Origin of the sequence: Shimia sagamensis (assembly GCF_900182745.1) — a bacterium.
Classification (GTDB): domain Bacteria; phylum Pseudomonadota; class Alphaproteobacteria; order Rhodobacterales; family Rhodobacteraceae; genus Shimia; species Shimia sagamensis.
The window spans coordinates 213,808-238,586 of sequence record NZ_FXTY01000003.1 but is presented as its reverse complement, the minus strand read 5'-3'; the positions used below and the strand labels follow the sequence as shown (position 1 = coordinate 238,586).

Here is a 24,779-nt window from a genome sequence, read left to right as displayed (position 1 = left end):
GGGGTGGAAACTATCATGATCCCCGGCGAGTTGATCCCGGCAGAGGGTGAGCTGGTCTTGAACGGCAACGCAAAAGTGACAACGCTCATGGTGGCCAATACCGGCGACCGCCCGATCCAAGTGGGTAGCCACTATCACTTTGCCGAAACCAACCCCGCGCTTGATTTTGACCGCGCAGCGGCCCACGGCCTGCGCTTGGACATAGCCGCGGGCACCGCTGTACGCTTTGAACCGGGCCAGCGGCGTGAAGTGAACTTGATCGCGATCTCCGGCGCCCGTAACGTTTTTGGATTCAACCAAAATGTTATGGGAGCATTGGATTAATGGGCCAGTCTCAAAAAAAACTTTCCGAAAACGAAGCCAAGCAGAGGTCCAGTTTTCGGGTTGCGTTATGTATTTCGATATCGCTGATGTTGATCCTGATCTGGGATTTGACCTGCAAAGGCGAAAGCAGGCTCACCACTCCACACATTGTGCTTATTGCGTTGGCCATTCTGCCATGGGCCGGACAATTCCTTAACTCGTTCAAGCTGTCCGCGTCGGGTTTGGAAGCAGACTTCAAAGCGCTTGAGCAAAAGCTTGAGACCGTTGTGGAAGCTGCTGCTGAGCCAGAAGTCGAGCAAGAACTAGCCGCAACTGCAACCGTCGTAGAATTGACGGAAACTGATGTTCGCATTCTGAACGCCCTGACATCTTCAAGGTTTGCACTACGATCTTGGTCCGGCATCAAGACCGACGCCAAATTGCAAAACAAACCCGAGACATTGGTCCTTCTCGAGGATCTCCAATCCCGCAACCTGGTACAGATGACGGTTGGCCCAAAGTCCGGCAACAAATTGTGGTCTATCACAACGGACGGCTACCGAGCGCTTCGGCACAACACTTCTGACCCCACCTAAAACTGCCCCTCCAAGGACCACCACCATGCCCGCCAGAATCTCCCGCTCCGACTACGCCGCCATGTTTGGCCCCACCGTTGGGGACAAACTTCGCTTGGCGGACACGGACCTTGTGATCGAGGTCGAGCGCGACCTGACCGGCCCTTACGGCGAAGAGGTCAAATTTGGAGGCGGCAAAGTTATCCGCGACGGCATGGGCCAGGCGCAAACCACACGTGCCGAGGGGGCTGTGGACACAGTCATCACCAACGCGCTGATTGTCGATCACAGTGGCATCTACAAAGCCGACGTCGGCCTCAAAGACGGGCGCATCCATAAAATTGGCAAAGCCGGCAACCCGGATACGCAACCCAATGTCGACATCATCGTTGGCCCCGGCACCGAAGCCATTGCTGGCGAGGGCAAAATCCTCACCGCTGGCGGCTTTGACAGCCACATCCACTACATCTGCCCACAACAGATCGAGGACGCGCTGCACTCCGGCCTGACCACCATGCTGGGCGGCGGCACCGGCCCCGCGCACGGCACATTGGCGACCACCTGCACCCCCGGCCCTTGGCATATTGGCCGCATGCTGCAATCGGCTGATGCCTTCCCGATGAACCTTGCGTTTGCGGGGAAAGGCAACGCCAGCTTGCCAGCCGCGCTAGAAGAGCAAATCAAAGGCGGCGCCTGCGCGCTGAAACTACACGAGGACTGGGGCACAACCCCTGCCGCCATCGACTGCTGCCTCTCTGTGGCAGACGCAATGGACGTGCAGGTCATGATCCACACCGACACGCTCAACGAGTCCGGCTTTGTCGAAAACACGGTTACCGCCATGAAAGGCCGGACTATTCACGCCTTCCACACCGAAGGCGCGGGTGGCGGCCACGCCCCGGACATCATCAAAATCTGTGGCGAAGAGCACGTTTTGCCCTCCTCCACCAACCCAACCCGCCCGTTCACCGTGAACACCGTGGATGAGCATCTCGACATGCTCATGGTCTGCCACCACCTCGACAAATCAATCCCCGAAGACGTCGCCTTTGCCGAAAGCCGCATCCGCCGCGAGACCATTGCCGCTGAGGACATCCTGCACGACATGGGCGCATTTTCGATCATCGCATCCGACAGTCAGGCCATGGGCCGCGTTGGCGAAGTACTGATCCGCACCTGGCAGACCGCTGACAAGATGAAGAAACAACGCGGTCGCTTGCCTGATGAAACCGGTGAAAACGACAATTTCCGTGTCCGCCGCTACATCGCCAAATATACGATCAACCCGGCCATCGCCCATGGCATCAGCCATCAAATTGGCTCCATTGAGGCAGGCAAACGCGCCGACCTTGTGCTGTGGTCGCCCGCCTTCTTTGGCGTGAAGCCCGAAATGGTGCTCATCGGTGGCTCAATCGTCTGCGCCCAAATGGGCGACCCAAACGCATCCATCCCAACGCCGCAACCGGTCTATTCCCGCCCCATGTTTGGCGCTTATGGCCGCGCAGTCGAAAACGCCGCTGTGGTGTTTGTGTCGGACGCTGCCCAGTCTGAGGGCATCGGCAACAGCTTGGGCTTGGCAAAACAAACCGTTGCTGTTCAGAATACCCGCACCATTGGCAAGTCAGACCTGAAACTCAACGCCGCGACACCGCACATCGAAGTCCATCCAGAGACTTACGAAGTACGCGCCGATGGTGAACTCCTGACCTGTCAGCCCGCCGAGGTGCTGCCCATGGCACAGCGGTACTTCATGTTCTGACCGGAGGCCCTATGCGCACGACCCTTTTTGCCCTTACTTTTCTTGCAACACCTGCTTTTTCCCAATGTCCCACCTATGCGGACATGGAGACAGGCGTGCGCCTGACTGATCTGGACGGCATCACCGAAACCTACACACGGGACGGCGCACACTTCATTCGGGGCGAATGGGATGATGGCGAGCACTTCGGATCGCGCTTTTTGTTACTTAAAGGCATCTATGTGGTGGAGCAGTTTGACACCGAAGACGGCGATCTTATGACCGGATCGCGCAGCACACACGTCTATCCACTCAAACCTGCCGATGCGCCAATCCCTGTGGCGGACGGTCGCTGGGACACGGAGGTGATCACTCTGGATTATGAGGGCACACACACCACGCGGGAAACCCACATTTTTGGTCCCAGCACCCAAGTCACGATTGGCGGCTGCTCTTACGAGATGATGCCCATCATCGGTATCTACCACGATGACGATGGTTATGAAGAAACCATGTATTACCTGCCGGAACTTGGGTTCTCTTATCTGGTTGAAACCCGCCCCCAAAACGAAGCCGCCGAACGATATACGTACATCCGCATTGAAGCCGTTGAAAAATAAACAAACTCTGACTTGCCTTGCGTCAGACGCAAGACAGATATGACGAAAGACAGACTGCACATGGCAACCGCTTTGACCCATATTCAGCGCCAAGGGAGGACCAAAGGTTTATCTGAAACTGAGGTTCAAAATGGCACTGACAGCTACACACACAACCGAACACCACTCGCTGGGTCACATCCTGGCAGCCCCTTTCCGCGTCATCGGCAACGCCCTGATCGCAATCATGGAAAGCAACAGCCGCGTACAATACGTCGATCGCCTGAACGCGATGACCGACGAGCAACTGGAAGCCAAAGGCCTCAAGCGCGACGAAATCGTGCAACACGTCTTCCGCGACTATATGCACCTGTAATCTGTGCATCTGGGGGGCGCCTGACATGAGCGCCCTTCCCACCGCACATGGCTACCACACCCACGGCCACGCCCCGGAACAGGGACGTGTCGCCCTAACCTACGAAGACCGTTTTCTACGCCGCAAAACCCTGCGGCTTGAGGACGGCAGCCGCATTCTGGTCGACCTGCCCAAAACCACTTCGCTGAATCACGGTGGCGTTCTTTTGTTGCAAGACGGCGGCGAAATCACTGTGATCGCTGCGCCGGAGCCGCTTCTCCAGGTCACCGCAGAGCATTTGCCGCGCATCGCCTGGCACATCGGCAACCGCCACACCCCCTGTCAGATCGAAGACACGCGTCTGCTCATACAGCGCGATCATGTGATCAAGGAGATGCTGGAACTGCTTGGCGCAATCGTCACCGAAGTCACAGAACCCTTCACACCCGAAGGTGGTGCTTACGGCCACGGCCGCACCCATAGCCACGATCACAGCCACCCGCACGCCCACGACCACACCATGGCCCACCCGGCTGATCACAACCGCGACCACGGTCATGACCACTGATCCGATCCTGACGCTGGCACAATGGCTCTCGCCCGCCTTTCCGGTGGGCGCGTTCACCTACAGCCATGGCCTCGAAGCTCTGGTGGATATGGGAACCGTCCATGACACCGCCAGTTTTTCAGCGTGGCTGACCGACACAATCCAACACGGTGCAGGCCAAAACGATGGGGTCCTGCTGGCCCACGCCTACAACGCAGAAAACGTCGACGCGCTCACCAAGATCGACAACCTCGCCCGCGCCCTTGCACTGTCTGCCGAACGGCTGCTGGAAACCGACCAACAGGGCGCCGCCTTTGCGCGCACCGCAGCTGCCATCCACGACCTCGACCTGACCGCCCTGACCTATCCGGTGGCCGTTGGGCGCGCGGCCCGCCTGCAAAACCTGCCTTTGCGCGACACCGCACGCCTTTTCCTGCACGCCTTTGCCGCCAACCTGACCTCAGCCGCCGCTCGTCTGGTACCGTTGGGCCAAACACAGGCGCAGGCCACGCTCGCCGCCGTCACTCCTCTGTGCCAAGAGATGGCTGACCGCGCCCTCACCCTGTCACTGGATGACATTGCCGCATCGACTTTTGTGTCCGACATCGCCTCAATGCGCCATGAAACCCAATATTCGAGGCTCTTTCGCTCATGACCTGGCTCGCCGTCCTGATTTCCGCCCTTCTGTTTGTTCCCGCCGCCCTGCACCTGCTCTGGGCCATCGGCGCCTGGGTGCCGATCCGCGACGAAGCCGCGCTCGCCCGCGCCACGGTCGGCGCGCCTGGGATCACCCGAATGCCCGGCCCAATCCCCTGCGCTCTGGTCTTTGTTGCGCTCTTATTTGCTGCCGCTCTGCCGCATCTCACCACCTTCCCGCTGCGCACCCCGCTTCTGCTGGCCATCGCCGCTGTCTTTCTGCTGCGCGGCGTCGCCGCCTACCTCCCCGCTTGGCGCAAACTGGTACCTGAACAGCCTTTCTCCAGGCTGGATCAACGCTACTACGGCCCGCTCTGCATTGTTGTGGGCGCAAGCTTCCTCCTCTTCACACTCACAGGAGCCTGACATGACTTCTCCAAACGGCCCTTTGCGCATAGGCATCGGCGGCCCGGTGGGCGCTGGCAAAACCACGCTCACCGCCAACCTCTGCCGTGCCCTGCGCGACAAGCTGTCCATCGCCGTGGTCACTAACGACATCTACACCCGCGAAGATGCCGAAGAGCTCATGCGCCAGCAGGTCTTGCCGCTCGAACGCATCAAAGGCGTCGAAACCGGCGGCTGTCCCCACACCGCTATCCGCGAAGACGCCTCAATCAACCTCGCCGCCATTGATGAGCTGACCCGCGAAATCCCTGACCTCGATATCGTCTTGATCGAATCCGGCGGCGACAACCTCTCCGCCACCTTCAGTCCCGAACTTGCAGACCTCACCATCTATGTGATCGATACAGCGGCTGGCGAAGAAATTCCCCGCAAGGGTGGCCCAGCGATTACCCGCTCCGACATCCTGGTCATCAACAAAACCGACCTGGCACCCTACGTGGGGGCCTCACTGGAGGTTATGGAACGTGATGCCAAAAAAATGCGCGGCACACGCCCATTCCTCTTCACCTCTCTGCGCCAGGATCACGGCCTCGACGCGCTGCTGACGCTCATTGGCGAAATCGGTGGTGTATCTGAGCTAATGGTCAAGTAAACGGAACAGTTTCCCACCAAAGTGCCTCCAGAGGTCTTCTCATTCCCAAAATATCCCCGCCGGAGGCTACGGCCGCTTCAACCAGCGCCGCAAAGGCGCTAAGAGCGCGCAAACAGCAACCGGCGGGCCAGCCTATGATCAAGCTTCATGACGTCAGTGTCTCCTTTGGTGAGCGCACCGTTTTAAACTCCCTCTCCCTTGATTTGACCGAGCGCCGCATTGCGATCATTGGCGCCAATGGCTCAGGCAAATCCACCTTCGCTCGCCTTCTGAACGGCCTAGCTTTGCCCACCTCTGGCGAAGTTCTGGTGCACGGGCTCAACACACGCAAAAAGGGCCGTGACGTGCGCCGTAAGGTGGGTTTTGTTTTCCAAAACCCCGACAATCAGATTGTCATGCCCGTGGTCGAAGAAGACCTCGCCTTTGGCATGAAGAACCTCGGATTCTCCAAAGATGACATCGCCACCAAAACCGATGAAGTCCTCGCTCGTTACAACATGAGCGATTTGCGCGAACACCCGGCACACCTCCTGTCGGGTGGCCAAAAACAACTTCTGGCCATCTCCGGCGTGTTGGTGATGGCCCCAGACATCGTGGTGATGGACGAGCCCACCACGCTTCTGGATCTGCGCAACAAGCGCCGCATTGCCCGCGCTGTCGCCGCGCTGGACCAAATGGTCATCACCGTCACCCATGACCTCGACCTGATCACAGACTACGACCGCGTGATTGCCATTGACGAAGGCCGCATCTTTGCGGACGGCACCCCACCAGATGTCATCCCTGCCTATGAAAAGCTGATGTCCTGATGCTGGATCTTTACACCCCCGGCAGCTCGTTCCTGCACCGATTGCCGCCTGCGCCCAAAATGCTGGCGATGATGCTTGGCGCGACGCTGTTGTTCATCAACCAAAGCCTGCCTGTCACCATCGCCGCGACACTGGTGATATTTGCGCTCTACCCGGTCGCGCAGCTCACCCTGAAACAGGCCTTTGCCCAGATCCGCCCCCTGTTGATCATTTTTGTGCTGTTCTTTGTGGTGCAATGGTACTTCTCAGGCCTCGAGCTGGCCGCCTATGTGGTCCTGCGCCTCGCTGCGCTGATCCTGCTGGCCAGTCTTGTTACTTTGACCACCCGCAGCAGCGACATGATCGACACCATGACCCACGGGCTGAGTTACCTCAAACCGATCGGCGTGAATCCGGAAAAGGTTAGCCTCGCAATCTCGCTCGCCCTGCGTTTCATCCCTGTTTTGGCGCAGATCACCCGCGAGGTCCGCGAGGCGCAAAAGACCCGAGGCTTAGAGCGCTCAGTCATTGCCGTCGCCATGCCCATGGCCATCCGTGCCATTAAGATGGCGGACGATATTTCTGACGCCATCGATTCCCGAGGATATCGTTCCTGAGTTGCGCTAACATTCCGGCTTCGGCTTGAGACACCTAGGCGCTTTTTCCTACCCGTCCATCAACCGAAAAGACCAAAAGGGACGGACCCATGGACACCACCGCACCACGTGGCCTCGCCACCAAAGACATCGTCTACATCGCACTCTTCGCAGCCCTCACCGCCGCACTTGGCCTCATGCCACCAATCCACTTTGCCGGCGCAGCCCTGCCTCCAATTTCCGCGCAGTCTCTGGGCGTGATGCTGGCCGGTGCTGTGCTCGGCTCCAAACGTGGCGGCCTTGCGCTCCTGCTGTTCATCGCTCTGGTCGCAGTTGGCTTGCCCCTGCTCTCCGGCGGTCGCGGCGGTTTTGGTGTGTTGATCGGCACCTCTGGTGGCTTCCTGCTAGCATGGCCTCTCTGCGCCTACATCATCGGTTACCTGATGGAAAAAGACACCGCGGCCAGCCCGATTAAAACCGGCCTCTATGTGGCCTTTGGGGGCATCGTCGTCATGTATGCGGCAGGCATCCCATGGATGGCTTTCATTGGCAAACTGGGCCTGCCCAAATCTCTCACCATCATGGTGGCCTATGTCCCCGGCGATCTGGTAAAGGTGGGTCTGGCGACAGTCATCGCCCGCGGTCTACGCCGCGCTTACCCCAATCTCTGAGGACGCGTTTGCCGTTACGCCACGCATTAGATCACCACGCACGCCAGCGCCCCGACGCGCTGGCGGTTGCTATTTCAGATACACGCCTCACCTACAGCGCGCTCTATGACCGGCTCAAACGCCTACACGCCGCGTTGGCCGCGCTCCCTCTCCAAACCCGCCCCGATCTGCTTTTGCCGGAGGGTGCCCGAAACTTTGCCCTCTCCATCGGCAACCACGCACAAGCGCCCACACTACTGGCCACTGCCCTAGCCACCCCCCATGCCGTCACCCTACTAGACCCACATTGGCCTGACGCCCTGCACCAACGTGTGCTGGCCAAACTGCCCCCGGACGCGCTGTTTTGCCTGTCCTCGCAAACGGGCCTGATCGAAGCGGCCAAACGTCTCGGCATTCCCGCCATCACGGTCGACACCAACGCCTTCGAGACCTTTCTCACAGCGCCCGAAGACATCCCTTTCACCGATCCTCGCGCCATCTTCATGGTGGGTTTCACCTCCGGCACAACGTCTGAGCCCAAAGCCTTCGCCCGCGCCCGGCACAGCTGGCGCGCCTCATTGGAGGCCAGCCGCCTTGCCTTTGCCCTAACTGAACAGAGCCACACCTTTGTGCCCGGCCCGCTGTCCCACGGCATCACGCTCTATGCCTTAGCGGAGACTCTCGAACTTGGCGCGGCCTTCCACGCCTTGCCAAAATTCGACCTGGCTGAGGCCCACCGCGCCATGGCCCACACCCGCCGCATTGTGGCCGTACCCAGCCTGCTTGGTGCGCTCTGTCGCGACAAACCACTGGAGCAAATTGTCGAAATCACCACTGCTGGCGCCAAACTTGATCCCGCCCTGCTGGAGAAAGCCCGCAGCTTTTTCCCCCGGGCCCGCATCCACGAATACTACGGCGCCTCGGAACTGGGTTTTGTCAGCCTCAACACCCATGGCCGCGAAAGCTCCTCCGCGCCAGCGTACTCTGTCGGCCGTCCTTTCCCCCACGTTGAACTCTCCCTGCGCCAAAACGGCCAGGAGGTCCCTCAAGGCGAGCCCGGCACAATATTTGTACGCGGAGACCTGGCAATTGACGGCTACCTCTGGGGCGGCCGCAACTCCGGCTTCCGCCGCGAAGGTCCCTGGGCCACGGTGGGTGATGTAGGCAAGCTCAACAATGACGGCAGTCTCAGCCTTCTGGGGCGCGAAGGCGGCATGGTCATCACCGCAGGCCACAACGTCTACCCCCAAGAAATCGAAACCGCGCTGGCCGAAATCCCCGGCATCACCGGTGCCGCTGTTTTGGGCGTCGCCCATCAATCGCGCGGTCAGGAGCTGGTTGCCATCCTCAACGGTGACACACCGCTGGACGAGATCAAGTCGCAGCTCGCCATCCGCCTGCCACGCTACAAACTGCCGCGCCATTTCTACCGCCTCACTGATTGGCCCCTGACCACCTCTGGAAAACCAGACAGAGGCCGCCTAATGTCGTGGTTGCACAAAAAGGATCCGCGCCTTGTCCCCGCTGCTGCCTGAAGACCGCCAACCGGTGATCATTGCCGCAAGGCGCAGCGCCATTGGCCGCGCAGGCGGCATGTTTGCCAGCCTAGACGTTGAAAACCTCGCCGCACCAGTGATGCGCGCCACGCTGGCAGACGCCAACATCCCCCCAGACCAACTTGACGATGTGATCCTCGGCAACGCCGCAGGCCCCGGCGGCAATATCGCCCGTCTTTCTGCCTTACACGCGGGCTTTCCCACATCCCTCCCCGGTGTGACAGTGGATCGCCAATGCGGCTCAGGCCTTGAGGCGGTGACGATGGCCTGCCACCTGATCATGGCGGGCGCTGGCACCACTTACCTCGCAGGCGGCGTCGAAAGCCAATCCCGCGCGCCCCTGCGCACTTTGCCTGCCAGCGGAGACCTGCCCGAGCACAGCTACGAACGCGCCCACTTCGCCCCAGAGGCCATCGGCGATCCAGAGATGGGCGCCGCCGCCGACACCGTCGCAAAACAATTCAACATCTCCCGCGAACGGCAAGACGCCTTCGCCCTGCGCTCCCAGCAGCGCGCCGCGCAAGCCCGTGCCGCAGGGGCGTTTGCCACCGAAGTTGTGCCCATCACAAGCCACACCACCGACGAATGCATCCGCGAGGCCATGACTGCCAAGCGCCTCACCCGCCTGCGCCCAGCCTTCACCAAAGACGGCACCGTCACCGTTGGCAACGCCTGCCCGCTCAACGACGGCGCAGCCTCCGTCCTTGTGACAACCGCCAAAAACGCCCGCGCGCTCGGCTACCCTCGCGCCCTCGCCTACCTCGGCGGCGCGTCTGCCGGTGTTGATCCTAACATCCTTGGTGTTGGTCCTGTCGCGAGCACCCAGAAACTCCTGAAACAACACCCAAGCCTCTCGCTTGCCAAGCTCAGCCACCTTGAGTTCAACGAAGCTTTTGCCGCCCAAGTCCTCGCCAGCCTGGATGCATTGAACATCGACGAAACCCTGCCCAACCAAGACGGCGGCGCCATTGCGCTCGGCCACCCGTTTGGCGCCTCTGGCACCATCCTCGTCACCCGACTCTTCAGCCAGTTGGTCCGTCAAGACGCACCGACAAACGCCCTTGCCATGGCCATGATCGGTATCGGCGGCGGCCAAGGCCTCACTGCGGCCTTCGCACCCGTCACGCTCTAAGCTTTCTCATTCCCCAAGTATCCCGGGGAGGAGGCACAGTCGCTGTGCCGGAGGGGCTGGCCCCTCCCCGCCATCAACGCCTCAAACGCAAAACGGGGCCGCCTCTGCGACCCCGTTTCAATCTCTCACCAGATAACAGACTTATTCGTCGTCTTCATCCAGCACCCGCACCGCACCAAGCGAGGCATTGGACACGTGCTGCGCATAGACTTTCAGCGCCTTGGACACTGCCCGTGGCCGCCCTTCCGCTTTCCAGACCTTCTTGTCCGCCTGCGGGTGGTTGGCACGGCGCTCCGCCAAAACCTCATCACTCACATCCAAATGGATCGAGCGGTTGCGCACGGAAATCCGGATCTTATCGCCATCTTCCACCAGACCAATCACGCCTTTCTCCGCCGCTTCGGGTGACGCGTGGCCAATCGACAGACCCGCGGTGCCGCCAGAGAAGCGCCCATCGGTCAGCAACGCACAAGTGGTGTCGAGCTTTTTGGATTTCAGGTAGGCCGTTGGATACAGCATTTCCTGCATACCCGGTCCGCCTTTTGGCCCTTCATAGCGGATCACCACCACGGAATAGGGCTGCACCTCATTTTGCAGAATGCCGTGCATCGCGTCATCCATAGATTCAAAGACCTTTGCGGTGCCTTCGAACTCATACATTTGTTTGATCACACCGGCTGTCTTCAGAATACAGCCCTGCTCTGCAATGTTGCCAAACAACACACACAACCCGCCTTCTTCCGAATAGGCATTTTCAAAGTCACGCACACATCCACCGGAAATATCCAGATCAAGGTCGGTATACATGCGCGATTGGCTAAATGCTTCTGTTGTACGCACGCCACCCGGCGCGGCGATAAACATGTCACGCGCCTCGTTGCCCGCGCTTTCTCGACGTACATCCCATTTGTCGATGAACTCACCAACTGTGCGCTCGTGCACGGTGGCACAATCACGGTGAATTTTGCCTTCGCGATCCAACTCACCAAGGATACGCGCGATACCACCAGCGCGGTGCACGTCTTCCATGTGATATTCCGGCGTTGATGGCGCCACTTTGCACAGGTGCGGAATTTGACGGCTCATGCGGTCCATATCCGCCATGGTGAAATTGACCTCACCTTCATGCGCAATTGCCAGAAGGTGCAGCACAGTATTGGTGGAGCCACCCATGGCGATATCCAACGCCATGGCGTTCTCAAAAGCTTTGAAATTAGCAATACCGCGCGGCAGCGCAGTTTCGTCACCTTCTTTGTACCAGCGGTCACACAGCTCGACGATCTTATGACCAGCTTCTTCAAAAAGCCCACGCCGCTTGGAATGTGTCGCCAGCAGCGAGCCGTTGCCCGGCAATGCCAAGCCCAGCGCTTCCGCCAAACAGTTCATTGAGTTCGCCGTGAACATACCGGAACAAGAACCACAGGTTGGGCAGGCCGAGCGTTCCAGCTTGTCCACTTCGTCCTGCGAGCGATCTTCATCCGTTGCACCCACAATTGCGGTCACGAGGTCAGCTTTGTGTTCGCCATCCTGCAGGATCACCTTACCGGCTTCCATCGGACCACCGGAGACAAACACGGCTGGAATGTTCAGGCGCATCGCCGCCATCAACATGCCGGGCGTGATCTTGTCACAGTTGGAGATACAGACCAGCGCGTCGGCACAATGGGCGTTTGCCATATACTCAACGGAATCGGCGATCACTTCGCGGGATGGCAAGGAATACAACATCCCGTCGTGGCCCATGGCAATGCCATCATCCACCGCTATGGTGTTCATCTCTTTGGCCACGCCACCGGCTTTCTCAATCTCACGTGCCACCAGCTGGCCCATGTCCTTGAGGTGCACGTGTCCCGGCACAAACTCGGTGAAGGAGTTGACCACCGCCACAATAGGTTTGCCAAAATCTTCGGTTTTCATACCGGTCGCCCGCCATAGCGCGCGCGCCGCCGCCATACGGCGACCAAAGGTGGACGTCTTGGAACGAAGATCAGGCATCTGGTGCACTCCTGCGGATGGCTTGGGCGCGCACAGCCGCGCCCCTTGCGTGTCTGGACAGAACGGGTGCCATTCAACAGAGGGGAATGCAAGAGAGTCCGGAAAGAATGTTACTCAAAATCGCGCGCAAAGCTTTCACAAAGAACGACGCGCACGACTTTGACGTAATCTGTCCCGCAAAATCAGCTTTGCGCCGCTGCCTCAGCAAGAAACCCTGCCACATCCTTCTCGGCAATATCGGCCACACTGCGCAGCTTCACATGCCGCCGCGCCTTGCCTTTGCCCTCCAGATGCCCTGCCGGATCACGCAACTGCGCCCCATTGGAAAACTCAAACGAGACATGGTTCTTGTAGGCAAAATAGCCACCCACAGCTGAGGCGGCCACCCCCGCCTCATGCTCCAACATCTGCCCGCCGTACATGCTGCGCCCATGCAAATCAGGCGCCACCTCGGCCACCATCTCCTCCAATGCGTCAATGATCGCGGCTTGTGTGGTCTCGTCCATCTTAGCCCTCCAAGTTCATTGGCGTGGCAATCTCCACCAAACACCCGTTTAAGTCTCGCACATAAGATATCGTCTGCCCCCATGGCACGCCATGCGGCTTGCTGACCGGCGTACATCCCGCCGCCACCGCTTTCTCAAAAGCCGCATCCACATCCTCGGTGATGAAACAAATTTCCCACCCCGCCGGAATGGCGCTCTTTTCATTGGGCGCAAAGGCCAACCCATCCAGCTCAATCACCTCTTCGGCGGAAAACGACAGCACTGTGTCCCCAGTCTCCATCTCCGCATAAAGCGTGCTTTCATGCATAAATCTCTGGGTCAGACCAAAAGCCGCCTCATAAAACGCCACCGTCTCCGGGACGTTTTTCACGTAAATAGTTGTGTATCCAAGTTTCATAACAAACACCTCACTTTGGGTGCCCTAGACCTAGGACACATCCAACAGGCTGCGCTTGAAGAAATCGGACACCGCCTCACTAAACTGCGCGCCGTCCCCACAGCCCACCGGATACATCCGGCCGGATCAACCCCTCCGGAATGTCTGACGGCACAAACCCGCCAAACCGCCGCATGGCCCGCGTCATATGCGCCTGATCGGCATAACCCGCCTCAAACGCTGCGTCTGATAGCAACCCGCCCACGTCACAGACCAACCGCAACGCCCGATGAAACTGCACCAACGACGCATAGGCCTTCACCGACAGCCCCACCGTGCCGCCAAAAAGCCGGTTGAGATGCCGCGTCGAGCACTCCGCCCGCGCGGCCAGTTCCGTCACAGAAAACCGACCGCCCGCCAAATGTATCCGCCGTACGCTCTCGCCCGCGCGATGCCCCTCCGGTGTCAGCGCCCTTCCCTCAACAAACCGCACCAACGCTTGGCGCAAAACGTCTTCACCAATGCCTGCCACACAAAGCCCCGCCAGTTCCGGCACCAAGTCTTCAGCCTGCGCACCCAGCGCCACCTGATCCCGAGCTGTCCCCAACGCATCGCCCCACAACACACCGCCGCGCTCTGGCCGCAACCGCACGCCAATCCACCGATCTCCCGCCTCAAACGCCACCCAATAAGGCTGCGTCGCTGGCCCGGTCACCACCAACTTTGGCACCACGGTTCGATCCGCGTTGTAGCGCACAATCACGTCACACCGCCCGTCTGGCAGGATCAAACTGCGCCCGGCCTGCGGCTCCTCATGGCGCCACACCGCCTCAACGCTGCGCGCCTGTTGCGGCGTATAAATCCGCTCGTGATATCCCTCAGGTAGCCTCATCCAATCGTCAACCGCGCCAACAATTCCGTGGCATTTTTCACCTGAAACCGCTTGTGCAACCGCGCCCGCACATCCTCAATCGTACGCGGTGACAGGCCCAATTCTCGCGCAATCTCCTTGCTGGTCAACCCGCGCCCCAAGCCGCCGACAACCTGCCGTTCCCGCACCGTAAGCGACACAGGCGGCCCGTCATGGATCGCCGCAAAGCTCATCACCAACTGCGCCAAAGGATCGTCCGGCGTCAGGGTTTGCGCCCGGAATCGGCACCACACTTGCCCACCATCCCGCCGCCGCACCATGCGCTCATCGCTATAGGCGTGATCTTGCTTCAACGGTTTCAAACCAATGTCGCGCACCTGATCAAATTCTTCGGTGCTGTCATAGAGCAAGCGAAACGACTGCCCCATCAACCCCTCTTTTTCATAGCCAACCAAACGCGCAAACCCCTGATTGCACGCGCGAATAACCCGGTGCTCGGTCATCACAATTCCCACCGGTGCAGCCTCAAACGCCAGCTGATCCCAATTCATCTACGCCTCCCCAACCGTAATCCTACGGTATTGATACCGTAGCCCGTCCCGCGCCACTCTGACCACAACTTCGTCTGTGCGTTCTCCAATGACGTTCCGTCGACGACCACCCAGACAACCACCGTGCCGCGCAAGAGGTTCAAAGACATGTCCATCGACACAGACCGCCTGATGACCCGCATCGAGTCGATGCGCGACGATCTGGTGCAGCTGACCCAAGACCTGATCCGCATCCCAACGCTCAACCCACCGGGCGAGAACTACCGCGAGATCTGCGACTATCTCGACAAACGTCTGACCCGCCATGGCTTTGACACCCAACTGGTCCGCGCCCACGGCGCTCCGGGGGACAGCGACAAATACCCGCGTTGGAATATCGTGGCACATAAATCCGGGCATCACCCCGGCGAATGTGTGCATTTCAACAGCCACACTGATGTGGTCGAGGTGGGCCTTGGCTGGACCTTTGATCCGTTTGGCGGTGAGATCAAAGACGGTAACATCTACGGCCGCGGAGCCTGCGACATGAAAGGCGGCCTCGCCGCTTCCATAATCGCTGCCGAAGCTTTTATCGCCGAGTTTCCCGATTTCCATGGCAGCATCGAAATCTCTGGCACGGCTGATGAGGAATCCGGCGGTTACGGCGGCGTGGCGTATTTGGCCGAGAAAGGCTTCTTTGCCCCCGAACGCGTGCAGCACGTGATCATTCCCGAACCGCTGCACAAAGACCGCATTTGTTTGGGCCATCGCGGCGGCTGGTGGGCAGAGATCGAAACTTTTGGCGAAATTGCCCACGGCTCCATGCCGTTCCTTGGCGACTGCGCCGTGCGCCACATGGGCGCGGTGATCGACAAGTTTGAAAGTGACCTCTACCCGGCCATGGCCGCACGCCGCACCGATATGCCGGTGGTGCCTGAAGGCGCGCGCAGCTCGACCATGAACATCAACTCGATCCATGGCGGCCAAGCGGAACAAGCGGATGACTTTGACGGCTTGCCAGCCCACTGTGTGCCGGACAGCTGCCGCATCGTAATCGACCGCCGTTATCTAGATGAGGAATCCCACGCCGAAGTCGAAGGTGAAGTCCGCTCCCTATTGGATGATCTGTCCACCAACCGCGAGAACTTCCGCTATGACATGCGTGAGCTCAACCACGTGGCGCCATCGATGACGGATCGTGGAGCGCCGGTTGTGACCACGGTGGACCGCGCCATTCAGGATGTCCTAGGAAAAACTCCGGATTATGTCGCAAGCCCCGGCACTTACGACCAAAAACACATTGATCGTATCGGCAAGCTCAGCAACTGTATCGCCTATGGGCCGGGAATTTTGGAAATGGCCCACAAGCCTGACGAATACATCGGTATCGACGACATGATCGACAGCGCCAAGGTCATGGCGCACAGCCTGACGCAGCTGCTTTTGCCTCAACCAAACGACCCGGCCTAAGGCCCAATAACAATAAAAATCAAACAGTTAAGGGAGAGAGACACAATGACATTTTTCACGTCGAAGCTAGCCAGTGCCAGCGCCGCTGCTCTGATTGCCGGGACACTTTCTGCACACGCTGCCCAAACCGACATCACGGTTGCCATGCAGCTGGAGCCACCTCATTTGGACCCAACCTCGGCCGCCGCCGGGGCCATCGACAGCGTCCTGTACTCCAACGTTTTTGAGGGTCTGACCCGCTTTGCCTCTGACGGCTCTGTCACACCGGGCCTCGCCAAAAGCTGGGACATCTCGGAAGACGGGCTGACCTACACCTTCATGCTGAACGACGGTGTGACCTTTCATGATGGGTCCGCCATGGACGGCGAAGACGTGAAATTTTCGTTGGACCGCGCCCGTTCTGAGGACAGCGCCAACGCACAAAAAGCCCTTTTCGAAGGTATTGCTGACGTCACCGTGGTTGATCCGATGACCGTGAAAGTCACGCTGGACGGCCCCAACGGAGACTTTCTGTTCAATATGGCCTGGGGCGACGCCGTGATTGTCGCTTCTGAGAGCATCGACGACATCAAAACCACGCCCATCGGCACCGGCGCCTTCAAGTTTACGGACTGGGTGCAGGGTGACAAAATCACACTCACACGCAACGACGCGTATTGGGGCACACCAGCGACGCTGACCTATGTGACATTCAAATTCATCTCCGACCCAACCGCAGCCATGTCCGCCATGATGGCCGAAGACATTGATGTGTTTGCCGGTTTCCCAACGCCTGAGGCGCTGCCACAGTTCGAAGCAGATCCGCGGTTCCAGGTTCTGGTGGGCAACTCAGAAGGTGAAACCATCCTGTCGACCAACAACAAGATGCCGCCACTGGACGACGTAAAAGTGCGCAAGGCCATTGCCCACGCGATTGACCGTCAGGCGATCATCGACGGCGCGATGTTTGGCCTCGGCACCCCAATTGGCACCCACTTTGCCCCGCACCATCCCGACTATGTCGATCTGACAGGCAACTCGGCTTATGATCCCGAGCTGTCCAAGAAACTGCTCGCGGAAGCGGGCTATCCGGATGGCTTCACCACCACGTTAAAACTGCCCCCGCCCTCTTATGCCCGTCGCGGCGGTGAGATCATCGCGGCGCAATTGCGTGCTGTCGGCATCAATACCGAAATCTCCAATCTGGAGTGGGCGCAATGGCTCGAGCAGGTGTTCCGCGGCAAGGACTTCGGCCTGACCATCGTCAGCCACACCGAACCCAATGACATCGGCATCTATGCCCGCCCGGATTACTACTTCCAGTATGACAATCCGCAGTTCCAGCAAATCATGGACACGTTGAACAAAGCCACCCTCCCGGCAGAGCGCACCGCCCTGCGCAAAGTGGCCCAGACTATGATCGCTGAGGACTATGTGAACGGCTACCTGTTCCAACTGGCCTACCCAACTGTGGCCAAGGCTGGCGTGCAGGGCCTCTGGCTCAACGCCCCAACCCAAGCGACTGACCTGACCACCGTGAGCTGGTCAGAATAACACCCCCCGCGCTGGGGCCACACACTGTGGCTCCGGCGCAAATCGACTTACCGAAAGCCGCCGCCATGATTGACCACATCCCCGCTGGCACCCTGCCCAGCCGCAAAGCTCCGCCTGAATACTTCACCGGCGATGTCCGGATGGACCTGATCACCGAAAGCCGCCCACCGTCCCAAGTGTTTGCTGCCCGTGTCACCTTTGAACCCGGCGCGCGCACCGCATGGCACACCCATCCCGTGGGCCAAATCCTGCATGTGCTCTCCGGCGTTGGCCTGATCGCCCTGCGCGGCGAGGCCCCGCGCACCATCCGCCCCGGTGATAGCATCTGGATCGAACCGGGCGTCGAACACTGGCACGGCGCAACGCCTGACACCGCCATGTCCCACATGGCCATCCAACAAGTCGAAGACGGCTCTGGCGCCACTTGGCTCGAACATGTCACCGACCCAGACTACCTGAAACTAGCGACCTGACCGCCCATGCTCCGCTACACTCTCAAACGCGCCCTGTCTCTGGGTCTAAGCCTGGTGGTTGCCTCGCTGGTGATCTTCTTCGTGATCGAAGTGGTGCCCGGCGATCCCGCAAGCTTCATGTTGGGTCTCAACGCCCAACCCGACACCGTTGCCGCCCTGCGCAGCGAACTGGGCCTCGATGTCTCCAAACTGGAACGTTACCTCGCTTGGGTGGGCGGCATGGTGCAGGGCGACTTTGGCACCTCATACACCTATCGCACCCCCGTGACCGAGATGATTGGCGACCGCATTTGGGTCTCCCTGCCTCTGGCCCTCTACGCACTCATGCTCTCCACGCTGATTGCCTTCCCCGCTGGCATCTATGCCGCCTCCCGCCGCGGCAAACCGGGCGACATGGCTGTGATGGGCGCCACGCAACTGGGCGTCGCCGTACCCAACTTCTGGTTTGCGATGATGCTGGTGCTGATCTTTGCCATCAACCTGCGCTGGTTCTCTGCGGGCGGCTTTGTTGGTTGGGAAAAAGGCATCCCGGCGGCGATGAAATCCCTGACCCTGCCCGCCATCGCACTGGCCCTGCCGCAATCCGCCATCCTTGCCCGTGTCATGCGCTCAGCCCTGCTGGATGTTTTGGGCGAAGACTTCATGCGCACCGCCCGCGCCAAAGGCTTGACCCGTCGCCAAGCCCTGATGCGCCATGGCTTGCGCAACGCCCTGATCCCCGTACTGACCATCATCGGCATGCAGTTCTCCTTCCTGCTTGCCGGTGCGATCATCATAGAACAGGTCTTCTTCCTGCCCGGCCTCGGCCGCCTGATCTTCCAATCCATCTCCGCCCGCGACCTGATTGTGGTGGAGAGCGTGGTCATGCTTCTGGTTTTCATGGTGATCCTCGTGACCTTCCTCGTGGATCTCGCCTATGCCGCTGTTGACCCCCGCCTGAGGTCCCGCACATGATGCTTTCCCGCAATATCCTCTTTGGCGGTGTGCTTTGCCTGCTTGTGATTGCCGCAGCCCTGATCAGCTTCCTCTGGACGCCATTTGACATCACGCAGATGGACATCCCCAACAAACTGCAAAAGCCCGGTGCCATCCACTGGTTTGGCACCGACCACTTTGGCCGCGACATCTTTTCGATGATCATGGTTGGCGCCCGCACCTCGCTGGCCGTCGCCCTTGTTGCCGTTGGCATCGGCATGGGTCTTGGCATCCCTCTAGGTCTCTGGGCCGCCGCCAATTCCGGCAGCTGGCTCGACGAGCTGATCATGCGCGGCAACGATCTGATCTTTGCCTTCCCATCACTTGTGATTGCCATCCTGATCACCGCCATCCTTGGCCCCAGTGCGGTCAATGCCATCCTCGCCATCGGCATTTTCAACATCCCGGTCTTCGCCCGCCTCACCCGTGCAGGCGCCCTTCCCTTATGGCAACGCGACTTCATCCTCGCCGCGCGGGTTGCAGGCAAATCTCACGCCCGCATCTCGGCAGAACACATCCTGCCCAACGTCGCCAACCTGCTGATCGTGCAAGGCACCATCCAGTTCTCCCTCGGCATTTTGGCAGAAGCGGGCCTGAGCTACGTTGGCCTTGGCGCACAACCCCCAACCCCCTCGTGGGGCCGCATGTTGGCCGACGCCCAAACCATGGTGTCCTTCGCACCGCACCTCGCGTTGATCCCCGGCCTTGCCATCATCACCTCGGTTCTGGGCCTCAACCTCTTGGGTGACGGGTTGCGTGACTACCTTGACCCCAAAATCCGGGTGATGCGCTCATGACTTTACTCTCTGTCCAGAACCTCTCCCTCTCGATCGGACCACTTTCAATCCTGAAAGACGTCACCTTCTCCATTGCTCCGGGCGAGATCGTGGCCGTGACTGGCGAAAGCGGCTCCGGCAAATCCATGACCGCGCTGGCGGTGATGCAGCTCCTGCCCGACAGCGCCCGCACCAGTGGCCACATCATGCTGCGCGACGAAGAGCTCACCGCGCAGTCGGAAAAATCCCTCTGCGCCATGCGCGGCAACTGCATTGGCATGGTGTTTCAGGAGCCGATGACCGCCCTCAACCCGCTGCACACCATTGGCAAACAGGTGGCCGAGACCATCCGCATGCACGCCGTCATGTCCAAAGCCGAAGCCGAGGCACAAGCCGCTGCCATGCTCACCCGCGTGGGCTTGCCAGAAGACCGCTTCCCCCTGTCGCGCTATCCGCATGAGCTCTCCGGCGGCCAGCGTCAACGCGTTGTGATCGCCATGGCCATCGCCCGCCGCCCGCGTCTGTTGATTGCTGACGAACCCACAACCGCACTCGACGTCACCACTCAGGCCAAGATCCTCGATCTGCTGAAAGACCTCGTCGAAGAATTCGACATGGGCCTGTTGATGATCACCCACGACCTTGCCGTGGTGGCTGACATGGCGGATCGCATTGTGGTCATGCGCAAAGGCGAAGTGGTCGAACAAGGCGACACCAAACACCTGCTTGCCCACATGCAGCACCCCTACACCAAAGCTCTGTTTGCCGCCTCCCGCCATCAAGTTGACCTGCCCAACGCTGAAGACGGACACGCCGCCATCCTGTCTGTGCAAAACGCGGTCCGCGACTACGCTCTGCCGCGCACAAAACTCTTTGCGCCACGCAGCTTTCACCGCGCCGTCAAAGGCATCAGTTTTGACATCCACAAGGGTGAGCGGGTTGGACTGGTCGGCGAATCCGGTTGCGGAAAATCGACCCTAACACGGGCTATCTTGGGCCTTGAGCCGCTGCAAGACGGCAGCATCGCCGCCTTTGGCACCCCCGTGGCCCCTGACATGCCGGCACAGGCCCGCATCAAAACGCAGGTGGTGTTCCAAGACCCCTACAGCAGCTTCAACCCACGGCACAAAGTTGGGCGCATCCTGACCGAACCCTTCCATCTGGTCGACACGCCCCCCACCGGCGTGGCACTGACGCAGGTCATTGGCGAGGTGCTCACCGACGTTGGCTTGCAACCATCTGACGCGCAGAAATACATCCATGAGTTCTCCGGCGGTCAGCGGCAGCGCATCGCCATCGCCCGCGCCCTGATTACCAAACCTGAGTTGATCATCTTTGACGAAGCCGTCTCCGCGCTCGACGTGTCTATCCGTGCGCAAATCCTTGACCTGATTGCCGATCTCTCCCGCCGTCACAACCTGGCTTATCTGTTTATCTCCCACGATCTCTCCGTGGTGCGCTCTGTGACTGACCGTGTGCTGGTCATGCAAAACGGTGAGATTGTGGAGCAAGGCGAGACCGAGACGGTCTTCACCGCGCCACAACACCCCTACACCCAAACCCTGATCAACGCCGCGCCGGTGCTACCGGATCTGGCCGCGTTGAGTGACAATACTGAGACCGCCCATGCCCCTGCCTGATCTGTTTTTTGACCCGTCCAAATGCCTGATTGGCGGCCACTGGCAACCCGCCAGTTCCGGCGACACACTGGATTTGACCAACCCGTCGGACGGCACGCATTTGGCCGCAATCGCCCGTGGCACATCTGCCGACGTTGACGCCGCGGTCGCCGCCGCCCATGCCGCCCTTGCAGGAGACTGGGGCCGTGCCACCGCCGTGGAAAGGGGCCGCATCCTCACCCGCATTGGTCAGCTGGTGTTGGAGCACACCGACACGCTAGCAAAACTCGAAGCCATGGATGTTGGCAAACCCCTGACCCAAGCCCGCAACGACGTGATCGCGCTGGCTCGTTATATGGAATTCTACGGCGGCGCCGCTGACAAAGTGCACGGCGAAACCATTCCCTATATGGATGGCTACACCGTCTACACCCTGCGCGAACCCTTTGGCGTGACCGGCCATATCGTGCCGTGGAACTATCCCATGCAGATCATTGGCCGCTCGGTTGGCGCGGCGCTCGCCATGGGCAACGCCTGTGTCCTGAAACCGGCGGAAGAAGCCTGCCTCACCGCCTTAGCCTTTGCAGAGCTGGCCCAACAAGCAGGCCTGCCCGCCGGTGCCCTCAACGTGGTACCCGGCCTTGGTGCCGAAGCGGGTGCCGCCCTTGCAGGCCACTCCGACATCCAACACATCTCCTTCACTGGCTCCGTGAACACCGGCCGTCTGGTACAAACCGCCGCCGCACAAAATGTTGTCCCTGTTACGCTGGAACTCGGCGGCAAAAGCCCGCAACTGGTGTTTGCAGACGCTGACCTCGACGCCGCCCTGCCCTTCCTCGTGAACACAGGTATCCAGAACGCTGGTCAAACCTGCTCCGCCTCCTCGCGCATCCTTGTGGAGCGCTCTGTCTATGACGAAGTCACCACCCGCATGGCCGCGGCATACCAAAATATGCGCGTCGCCCCAGCTCTGGAGGACGCCACCCTCGGCCCACTGATCTCTGGTCGCCAGAAAGAGCTTGTCTCCGGCTTCCTCACCAAAGGCGCAGACCTGCAAACCGCCGCCCAAGGTCAAATCATCACCGACGCCCCCGGCCACTACGTCGCGCCAACCCTCTTCGCAGACGTCCCGCCGGATCACACTCTGGCCCAAGACGAAATCTTCGGCCCGGTGCAGGCTCTGATCCCGTTTGACAGCGAAGACGAAGCACTCGCCATCGCCAATGGCACAAAATTTGGCCTTGTCGCGTCCATCTGGAGCCAAAACGGCGCCCGCCAGATGCGCCTCGCCAAGGCGCTGAAGGCGGGTCAGGTCTTCCTCAACAACTACGGCGCCGGTGGCGGTGTCGAATTGCCCTTTGGTGGCACTGGCCACTCCGGTCACGGCCGCGAAAAAGGCTTTGAGGCCCTGTTCCACTTCAGCCAACTCAAAACCGTCGCCGCCCTGCACGGCTAACGCAAAGGACTTCATTATGCGTCTCAATAACAAAACAGCCATCATCACCGGCGGCGCTCAGGGCTTCGGCGCGGGCATTGTCGACAAATTCCTCGCCGAAGGCGCCCGCGTGCTTGTCGCCGACATCAACGGCGACATGGCCGAAACCAAAGCCGCCGAACACAAAAACGCCGTCCCCAGCACCGTTGATGTGGCTGATGCCGCAAGTGTACAGGCCATGATCAACACCGCCGTGACGACATGGGGCCACATCGACATCATCGTGAACAACGCTGGCGTCACCCACCTGCCTGCCCCGATGGAGACCGTCACCGAGGCTGATTTTGACCGCGTCTTTGCGGTGAACTGCAAATCTATCTACCTGATTGCCCAGTCGCTGGTGCCGCACATGAAATCCCGCAACACTGGCGCCATCCTCAACGTCTCCTCCACCGCAGGCCTCTCCCCGCGGCCCAACCTCAACTGGTACAACGCCTCCAAAGGTTGGGTGAATACCGCGACCAAAGCCATGGCTGTCGAACTTGCCCCCCACGGCATCCGCGTGAACGCCATCAACCCGGTTGCCGGTGAAACCCCACTCCTCGCGTCTTTCATGGGCGAAGACACCCCGGAAATCCGCGCCAAGTTCCTGTCCTCCATCCCCTTGGGCCGCTTCTCCCAACCCGAAGACATGGGCAACGCCGCCGCTTTCCTGTGCTCCGACGAAGCCAGCATGATCACCGGCACGCTGATGGAAGTTGACGGCGGGCGCTGTATCTAAAGCAGTTTGCGCTTTACAGGAGCAAGCGGATCGCTTTTAGCGTTCGACCACATGGGAGAGGCAGCGAACAAGCGATTCAATTCAAACGCAAACTACTAAAAACGCCCCACAATCAAGCACAGCCACCGCAACCGCCCAAATTTTCATCACCTTGGGCGATTGCGCTACACCCTCCCCCGACAGACCCTCTGGCCCTTTGCCGCAGCGCAGCGTTAGCTCACGCCAACGCCAGCCAGCGGAGTTCAACGCGCCGTGACCGCCATCCTCACCATCCTGATTGTCGAACCCGACAAAACCCGCACTGAAGCAATCATCGACAGCCTTGTTGCCACCGGTGATCACCACATCCGTGTGCTCACAAACTTCACTGGCCTCGCCAGTTCTGTAGCAGAGCTGAACCCTGATCTGGTCCTAGTCGACATCACCAATCCAAACCGCAACGACATTAACGCGCTCACGCGGGCTGTTGCGCCGCTGGATCGACCGGTTGCCCTGTTTGTCGACCGCTCCGACGACGGCCTCTCCAAAGCCGCCATTGAAGCCGGTATCTCAGCTTACGTTGTCGACGGCATGCACCCAGATCGGATCAAACCGATCCTGGAGGCCGCCATTACCCGCTTTCATTTGGTTTCGGGCATTCGCAGCGAATTGGCTGAAACCAAACGTGCACTCGAAGATCGTAAAATCATCGACCGTGCAAAAGGCATCTTAATGCAGGCGCGTAACATCCCGGAAGATGAGGCTTATGCCTTGCTGCGCAAAACCGCGATGCACGAAGGCAAGAAAATGGCACGCGTGGCACAGGCTTTGGTCACCGCGTCTGATCTCTTGTCCTGACCACCCTGCCTGCGTCTCTCCCACCTCACATGTGACAGACCCAAGTGAGGACCGCCTTTCGTCACACGCG

28 protein-coding genes are annotated in these 24,779 nt (G+C 59.8%); 23 read left to right on the top strand and 5 right to left on the bottom strand.

The window, feature by feature from the left end; genetic code table 11:
- The first annotated feature begins 15 nt into the window (after window positions 1-15).
- The 14 genes from QOL67_RS09300 (at window position 16) to QOL67_RS09235 (ending at window position 10,532) form a co-directional block, all read left to right on the top strand.
- Window positions 16-324, top strand: a complete 309-nt coding sequence (locus tag QOL67_RS09300; RefSeq protein ID WP_283425698.1) for an urease subunit beta — start codon at window positions 16-18, stop codon at window positions 322-324.
- The gene (locus QOL67_RS09295; RefSeq protein ID WP_283425697.1) at window positions 324-899 is read left to right on the top strand and encodes a hypothetical protein; all 576 of its coding nucleotides are present in this window, start codon (window positions 324-326) and stop codon (window positions 897-899) included. The genes QOL67_RS09300 and QOL67_RS09295 overlap by 1 nt, the downstream gene beginning before the upstream one ends.
- A 25-nt stretch (window positions 900-924) precedes the next feature.
- A complete protein-coding gene (gene ureC, locus QOL67_RS09290; protein WP_283425696.1) occupies window positions 925-2,637 on the top strand; it encodes an urease subunit alpha in 1,713 nt (570 codons plus the stop codon).
- An 11-nt stretch (window positions 2,638-2,648) separates the two neighbouring features.
- Window positions 2,649-3,236: a hypothetical protein gene (locus QOL67_RS09285; RefSeq protein ID WP_283425695.1), complete on the top strand. Its 588-nt coding sequence runs from the start codon at window positions 2,649-2,651 to the stop codon at window positions 3,234-3,236.
- 130 nt (window positions 3,237-3,366) lie between these two features.
- Window positions 3,367-3,591, top strand: a complete 225-nt coding sequence (locus QOL67_RS09280) for a DUF1127 domain-containing protein (RefSeq protein WP_283425694.1) — start codon at window positions 3,367-3,369, stop codon at window positions 3,589-3,591.
- A 25-nt stretch (window positions 3,592-3,616) separates the two neighbouring features.
- Window positions 3,617-4,138 carry an urease accessory protein UreE gene (gene ureE / locus QOL67_RS09275; RefSeq protein ID WP_283425693.1) on the top strand — a complete coding sequence of 174 codons (522 nt, stop codon included), beginning with the start codon at window positions 3,617-3,619 and terminating at the stop codon, window positions 4,136-4,138.
- Window positions 4,128-4,772, top strand: coding sequence for an urease accessory protein UreF (locus QOL67_RS09270; RefSeq protein WP_283425692.1), 645 nt, complete (start codon window positions 4,128-4,130; stop codon window positions 4,770-4,772). Before ureE ends, QOL67_RS09270 begins: the two co-directional genes overlap by 11 nt.
- The gene (locus tag QOL67_RS09265; protein WP_283425691.1) at window positions 4,769-5,179 is read left to right on the top strand and encodes a DUF3995 domain-containing protein; all 411 of its coding nucleotides are present in this window, start codon (window positions 4,769-4,771) and stop codon (window positions 5,177-5,179) included. The genes QOL67_RS09270 and QOL67_RS09265 overlap by 4 nt, the downstream gene beginning before the upstream one ends.
- Before the next feature lies 1 nt (window position 5,180).
- Window positions 5,181-5,810, top strand: coding sequence for an urease accessory protein UreG (gene ureG / locus QOL67_RS09260; RefSeq protein WP_283425690.1), 630 nt, complete (start codon window positions 5,181-5,183; stop codon window positions 5,808-5,810).
- A 134-nt stretch (window positions 5,811-5,944) separates the two neighbouring features.
- Window positions 5,945-6,619 carry an energy-coupling factor ABC transporter ATP-binding protein gene (locus QOL67_RS09255; protein WP_283425689.1) on the top strand — a complete coding sequence of 225 codons (675 nt, stop codon included), beginning with the start codon at window positions 5,945-5,947 and terminating at the stop codon, window positions 6,617-6,619.
- Complete coding sequence (locus tag QOL67_RS09250) at window positions 6,619-7,215, top strand: energy-coupling factor transporter transmembrane component T family protein (RefSeq protein ID WP_283425688.1); 597 nt, start codon at window positions 6,619-6,621, stop codon at window positions 7,213-7,215. Before QOL67_RS09255 ends, QOL67_RS09250 begins: the two co-directional genes overlap by 1 nt.
- Before the next feature lie 89 nt (window positions 7,216-7,304).
- Window positions 7,305-7,865 carry a biotin transporter BioY gene (locus tag QOL67_RS09245; protein WP_283425687.1) on the top strand — a complete coding sequence of 187 codons (561 nt, stop codon included), beginning with the start codon at window positions 7,305-7,307 and terminating at the stop codon, window positions 7,863-7,865.
- Window positions 7,866-7,873: 8 nt separating this feature from the next.
- Complete coding sequence (locus tag QOL67_RS09240) at window positions 7,874-9,379, top strand: AMP-binding protein (RefSeq protein WP_283425686.1); 1,506 nt, start codon at window positions 7,874-7,876, stop codon at window positions 9,377-9,379.
- A complete protein-coding gene (locus QOL67_RS09235) occupies window positions 9,360-10,532 on the top strand; it encodes a thiolase family protein (protein WP_283425685.1) in 1,173 nt (390 codons plus the stop codon). Before QOL67_RS09240 ends, QOL67_RS09235 begins: the two co-directional genes overlap by 20 nt.
- A gap of 141 nt (window positions 10,533-10,673) precedes the next feature.
- On the opposite strand, the gene ilvD is transcribed toward QOL67_RS09235, so the two are convergent.
- The 5 genes from ilvD to QOL67_RS09210 form a co-directional block, all read right to left on the bottom strand.
- Window positions 10,674-12,527: a dihydroxy-acid dehydratase gene (gene ilvD / locus QOL67_RS09230; protein ID WP_283425684.1), complete on the bottom strand. Its 1,854-nt coding sequence runs from the start codon at window positions 12,525-12,527 to the stop codon at window positions 10,674-10,676.
- Between the two features lie 182 nt (window positions 12,528-12,709).
- A complete protein-coding gene (locus tag QOL67_RS09225; protein WP_283425683.1) occupies window positions 12,710-13,033 on the bottom strand; it encodes a DUF1801 domain-containing protein in 324 nt (107 codons plus the stop codon).
- Between the two features lies 1 nt (window position 13,034).
- Entirely contained in the window at window positions 13,035-13,430 is a 396-nt protein-coding gene (locus QOL67_RS09220) for a VOC family protein (RefSeq protein ID WP_283425682.1), read from the bottom strand.
- Between the two features lie 79 nt (window positions 13,431-13,509).
- Complete coding sequence (locus tag QOL67_RS09215; protein WP_283425681.1) at window positions 13,510-14,301, bottom strand: helix-turn-helix domain-containing protein; 792 nt, start codon at window positions 14,299-14,301, stop codon at window positions 13,510-13,512.
- Window positions 14,298-14,831 carry a PAS and helix-turn-helix domain-containing protein gene (locus QOL67_RS09210; protein ID WP_283425680.1) on the bottom strand — a complete coding sequence of 178 codons (534 nt, stop codon included), beginning with the start codon at window positions 14,829-14,831 and terminating at the stop codon, window positions 14,298-14,300. Before QOL67_RS09210 ends, QOL67_RS09215 begins: the two co-directional genes overlap by 4 nt.
- Before the next feature lie 147 nt (window positions 14,832-14,978).
- Between QOL67_RS09210 and QOL67_RS09205 the strand changes: the two genes are divergently transcribed.
- The 9 genes from QOL67_RS09205 to QOL67_RS09165 all read left to right on the top strand — a co-directional run bounded on the left by QOL67_RS09205 (window position 14,979) and on the right by QOL67_RS09165 (window position 24,709).
- The gene (locus QOL67_RS09205; RefSeq protein ID WP_283425679.1) at window positions 14,979-16,280 is read left to right on the top strand and encodes an acetylornithine deacetylase/succinyl-diaminopimelate desuccinylase family protein; all 1,302 of its coding nucleotides are present in this window, start codon (window positions 14,979-14,981) and stop codon (window positions 16,278-16,280) included.
- A gap of 45 nt (window positions 16,281-16,325) precedes the next feature.
- Window positions 16,326-17,813, top strand: a complete 1,488-nt coding sequence (locus QOL67_RS09200; RefSeq protein WP_283425678.1) for an ABC transporter substrate-binding protein — start codon at window positions 16,326-16,328, stop codon at window positions 17,811-17,813.
- Between the two features lie 26 nt (window positions 17,814-17,839).
- Window positions 17,840-18,286 (top strand): (R)-mandelonitrile lyase, encoded by a 447-nt coding sequence (locus tag QOL67_RS09195; protein ID WP_346770603.1) that lies wholly within the window; start codon window positions 17,840-17,842, stop codon window positions 18,284-18,286.
- A gap of 6 nt (window positions 18,287-18,292) precedes the next feature.
- The gene (locus QOL67_RS09190; protein WP_283425677.1) at window positions 18,293-19,240 is read left to right on the top strand and encodes an ABC transporter permease; all 948 of its coding nucleotides are present in this window, start codon (window positions 18,293-18,295) and stop codon (window positions 19,238-19,240) included.
- Window positions 19,237-20,058: an ABC transporter permease gene (locus QOL67_RS09185; protein WP_283425676.1), complete on the top strand. Its 822-nt coding sequence runs from the start codon at window positions 19,237-19,239 to the stop codon at window positions 20,056-20,058. The genes QOL67_RS09190 and QOL67_RS09185 overlap by 4 nt, the downstream gene beginning before the upstream one ends.
- Entirely contained in the window at window positions 20,055-21,677 is a 1,623-nt protein-coding gene (locus QOL67_RS09180; RefSeq protein ID WP_283425675.1) for an ABC transporter ATP-binding protein, read from the top strand. Before QOL67_RS09185 ends, QOL67_RS09180 begins: the two co-directional genes overlap by 4 nt.
- A complete protein-coding gene (locus tag QOL67_RS09175; protein ID WP_283425674.1) occupies window positions 21,664-23,112 on the top strand; it encodes an aldehyde dehydrogenase family protein in 1,449 nt (482 codons plus the stop codon). The genes QOL67_RS09180 and QOL67_RS09175 overlap by 14 nt, the downstream gene beginning before the upstream one ends.
- Before the next feature lie 16 nt (window positions 23,113-23,128).
- Complete coding sequence (locus tag QOL67_RS09170; RefSeq protein WP_283425673.1) at window positions 23,129-23,872, top strand: SDR family oxidoreductase; 744 nt, start codon at window positions 23,129-23,131, stop codon at window positions 23,870-23,872.
- A 252-nt stretch (window positions 23,873-24,124) separates the two neighbouring features.
- The gene (locus QOL67_RS09165; protein WP_283425672.1) at window positions 24,125-24,709 is read left to right on the top strand and encodes an ANTAR domain-containing response regulator; all 585 of its coding nucleotides are present in this window, start codon (window positions 24,125-24,127) and stop codon (window positions 24,707-24,709) included.
- The last annotated feature ends 70 nt before the right edge of the window (window positions 24,710-24,779 follow it).

Excerpts from the sequence above, each read along its gene's own strand:
- QOL67_RS09300 (WP_283425698.1), top strand. The coding sequence starts at position 16 with ATGATCCCCGGCGAGTTGATCCCGGCAGAGGGTGAGCTGGTCTTGAAC.
- QOL67_RS09295 (WP_283425697.1), top strand. The coding sequence starts at position 324 with ATGGGCCAGTCTCAAAAAAAACTTTCCGAAAACGAAGCCAAGCAGAGG.
- ureC (WP_283425696.1), top strand. The coding sequence starts at position 925 with ATGCCCGCCAGAATCTCCCGCTCCGACTACGCCGCCATGTTTGGCCCC.
- QOL67_RS09285 (WP_283425695.1), top strand. The coding sequence starts at position 2,649 with ATGCGCACGACCCTTTTTGCCCTTACTTTTCTTGCAACACCTGCTTTT.
- QOL67_RS09280 (WP_283425694.1), top strand. The coding sequence starts at position 3,367 with ATGGCACTGACAGCTACACACACAACCGAACACCACTCGCTGGGTCAC.
- ureE (WP_283425693.1), top strand. The coding sequence starts at position 3,617 with ATGAGCGCCCTTCCCACCGCACATGGCTACCACACCCACGGCCACGCC.
- QOL67_RS09270 (WP_283425692.1), top strand. The coding sequence starts at position 4,128 with ATGACCACTGATCCGATCCTGACGCTGGCACAATGGCTCTCGCCCGCC.
- QOL67_RS09265 (WP_283425691.1), top strand. The coding sequence starts at position 4,769 with ATGACCTGGCTCGCCGTCCTGATTTCCGCCCTTCTGTTTGTTCCCGCC.
- ureG (WP_283425690.1), top strand. The coding sequence starts at position 5,181 with ATGACTTCTCCAAACGGCCCTTTGCGCATAGGCATCGGCGGCCCGGTG.
- QOL67_RS09255 (WP_283425689.1), top strand. The coding sequence starts at position 5,945 with ATGATCAAGCTTCATGACGTCAGTGTCTCCTTTGGTGAGCGCACCGTT.
- QOL67_RS09250 (WP_283425688.1), top strand. The coding sequence starts at position 6,619 with ATGCTGGATCTTTACACCCCCGGCAGCTCGTTCCTGCACCGATTGCCG.
- QOL67_RS09245 (WP_283425687.1), top strand. The coding sequence starts at position 7,305 with ATGGACACCACCGCACCACGTGGCCTCGCCACCAAAGACATCGTCTAC.
- ilvD (WP_283425684.1), bottom strand. The coding sequence starts at position 12,527 with ATGCCTGATCTTCGTTCCAAGACGTCCACCTTTGGTCGCCGTATGGCG.
- QOL67_RS09225 (WP_283425683.1), bottom strand. The coding sequence starts at position 13,033 with ATGGACGAGACCACACAAGCCGCGATCATTGACGCATTGGAGGAGATG.
- QOL67_RS09220 (WP_283425682.1), bottom strand. The coding sequence starts at position 13,430 with ATGAAACTTGGATACACAACTATTTACGTGAAAAACGTCCCGGAGACG.
- QOL67_RS09215 (WP_283425681.1), bottom strand. The coding sequence starts at position 14,301 with ATGAGGCTACCTGAGGGATATCACGAGCGGATTTATACGCCGCAACAG.
- QOL67_RS09210 (WP_283425680.1), bottom strand. The coding sequence starts at position 14,831 with ATGAATTGGGATCAGCTGGCGTTTGAGGCTGCACCGGTGGGAATTGTG.
- QOL67_RS09205 (WP_283425679.1), top strand. The coding sequence starts at position 14,979 with ATGTCCATCGACACAGACCGCCTGATGACCCGCATCGAGTCGATGCGC.
- QOL67_RS09200 (WP_283425678.1), top strand. The coding sequence starts at position 16,326 with ATGACATTTTTCACGTCGAAGCTAGCCAGTGCCAGCGCCGCTGCTCTG.
- QOL67_RS09190 (WP_283425677.1), top strand. The coding sequence starts at position 18,293 with ATGCTCCGCTACACTCTCAAACGCGCCCTGTCTCTGGGTCTAAGCCTG.
- QOL67_RS09185 (WP_283425676.1), top strand. The coding sequence starts at position 19,237 with ATGATGCTTTCCCGCAATATCCTCTTTGGCGGTGTGCTTTGCCTGCTT.
- QOL67_RS09180 (WP_283425675.1), top strand. The coding sequence starts at position 20,055 with ATGACTTTACTCTCTGTCCAGAACCTCTCCCTCTCGATCGGACCACTT.
- QOL67_RS09175 (WP_283425674.1), top strand. The coding sequence starts at position 21,664 with ATGCCCCTGCCTGATCTGTTTTTTGACCCGTCCAAATGCCTGATTGGC.
- QOL67_RS09170 (WP_283425673.1), top strand. The coding sequence starts at position 23,129 with ATGCGTCTCAATAACAAAACAGCCATCATCACCGGCGGCGCTCAGGGC.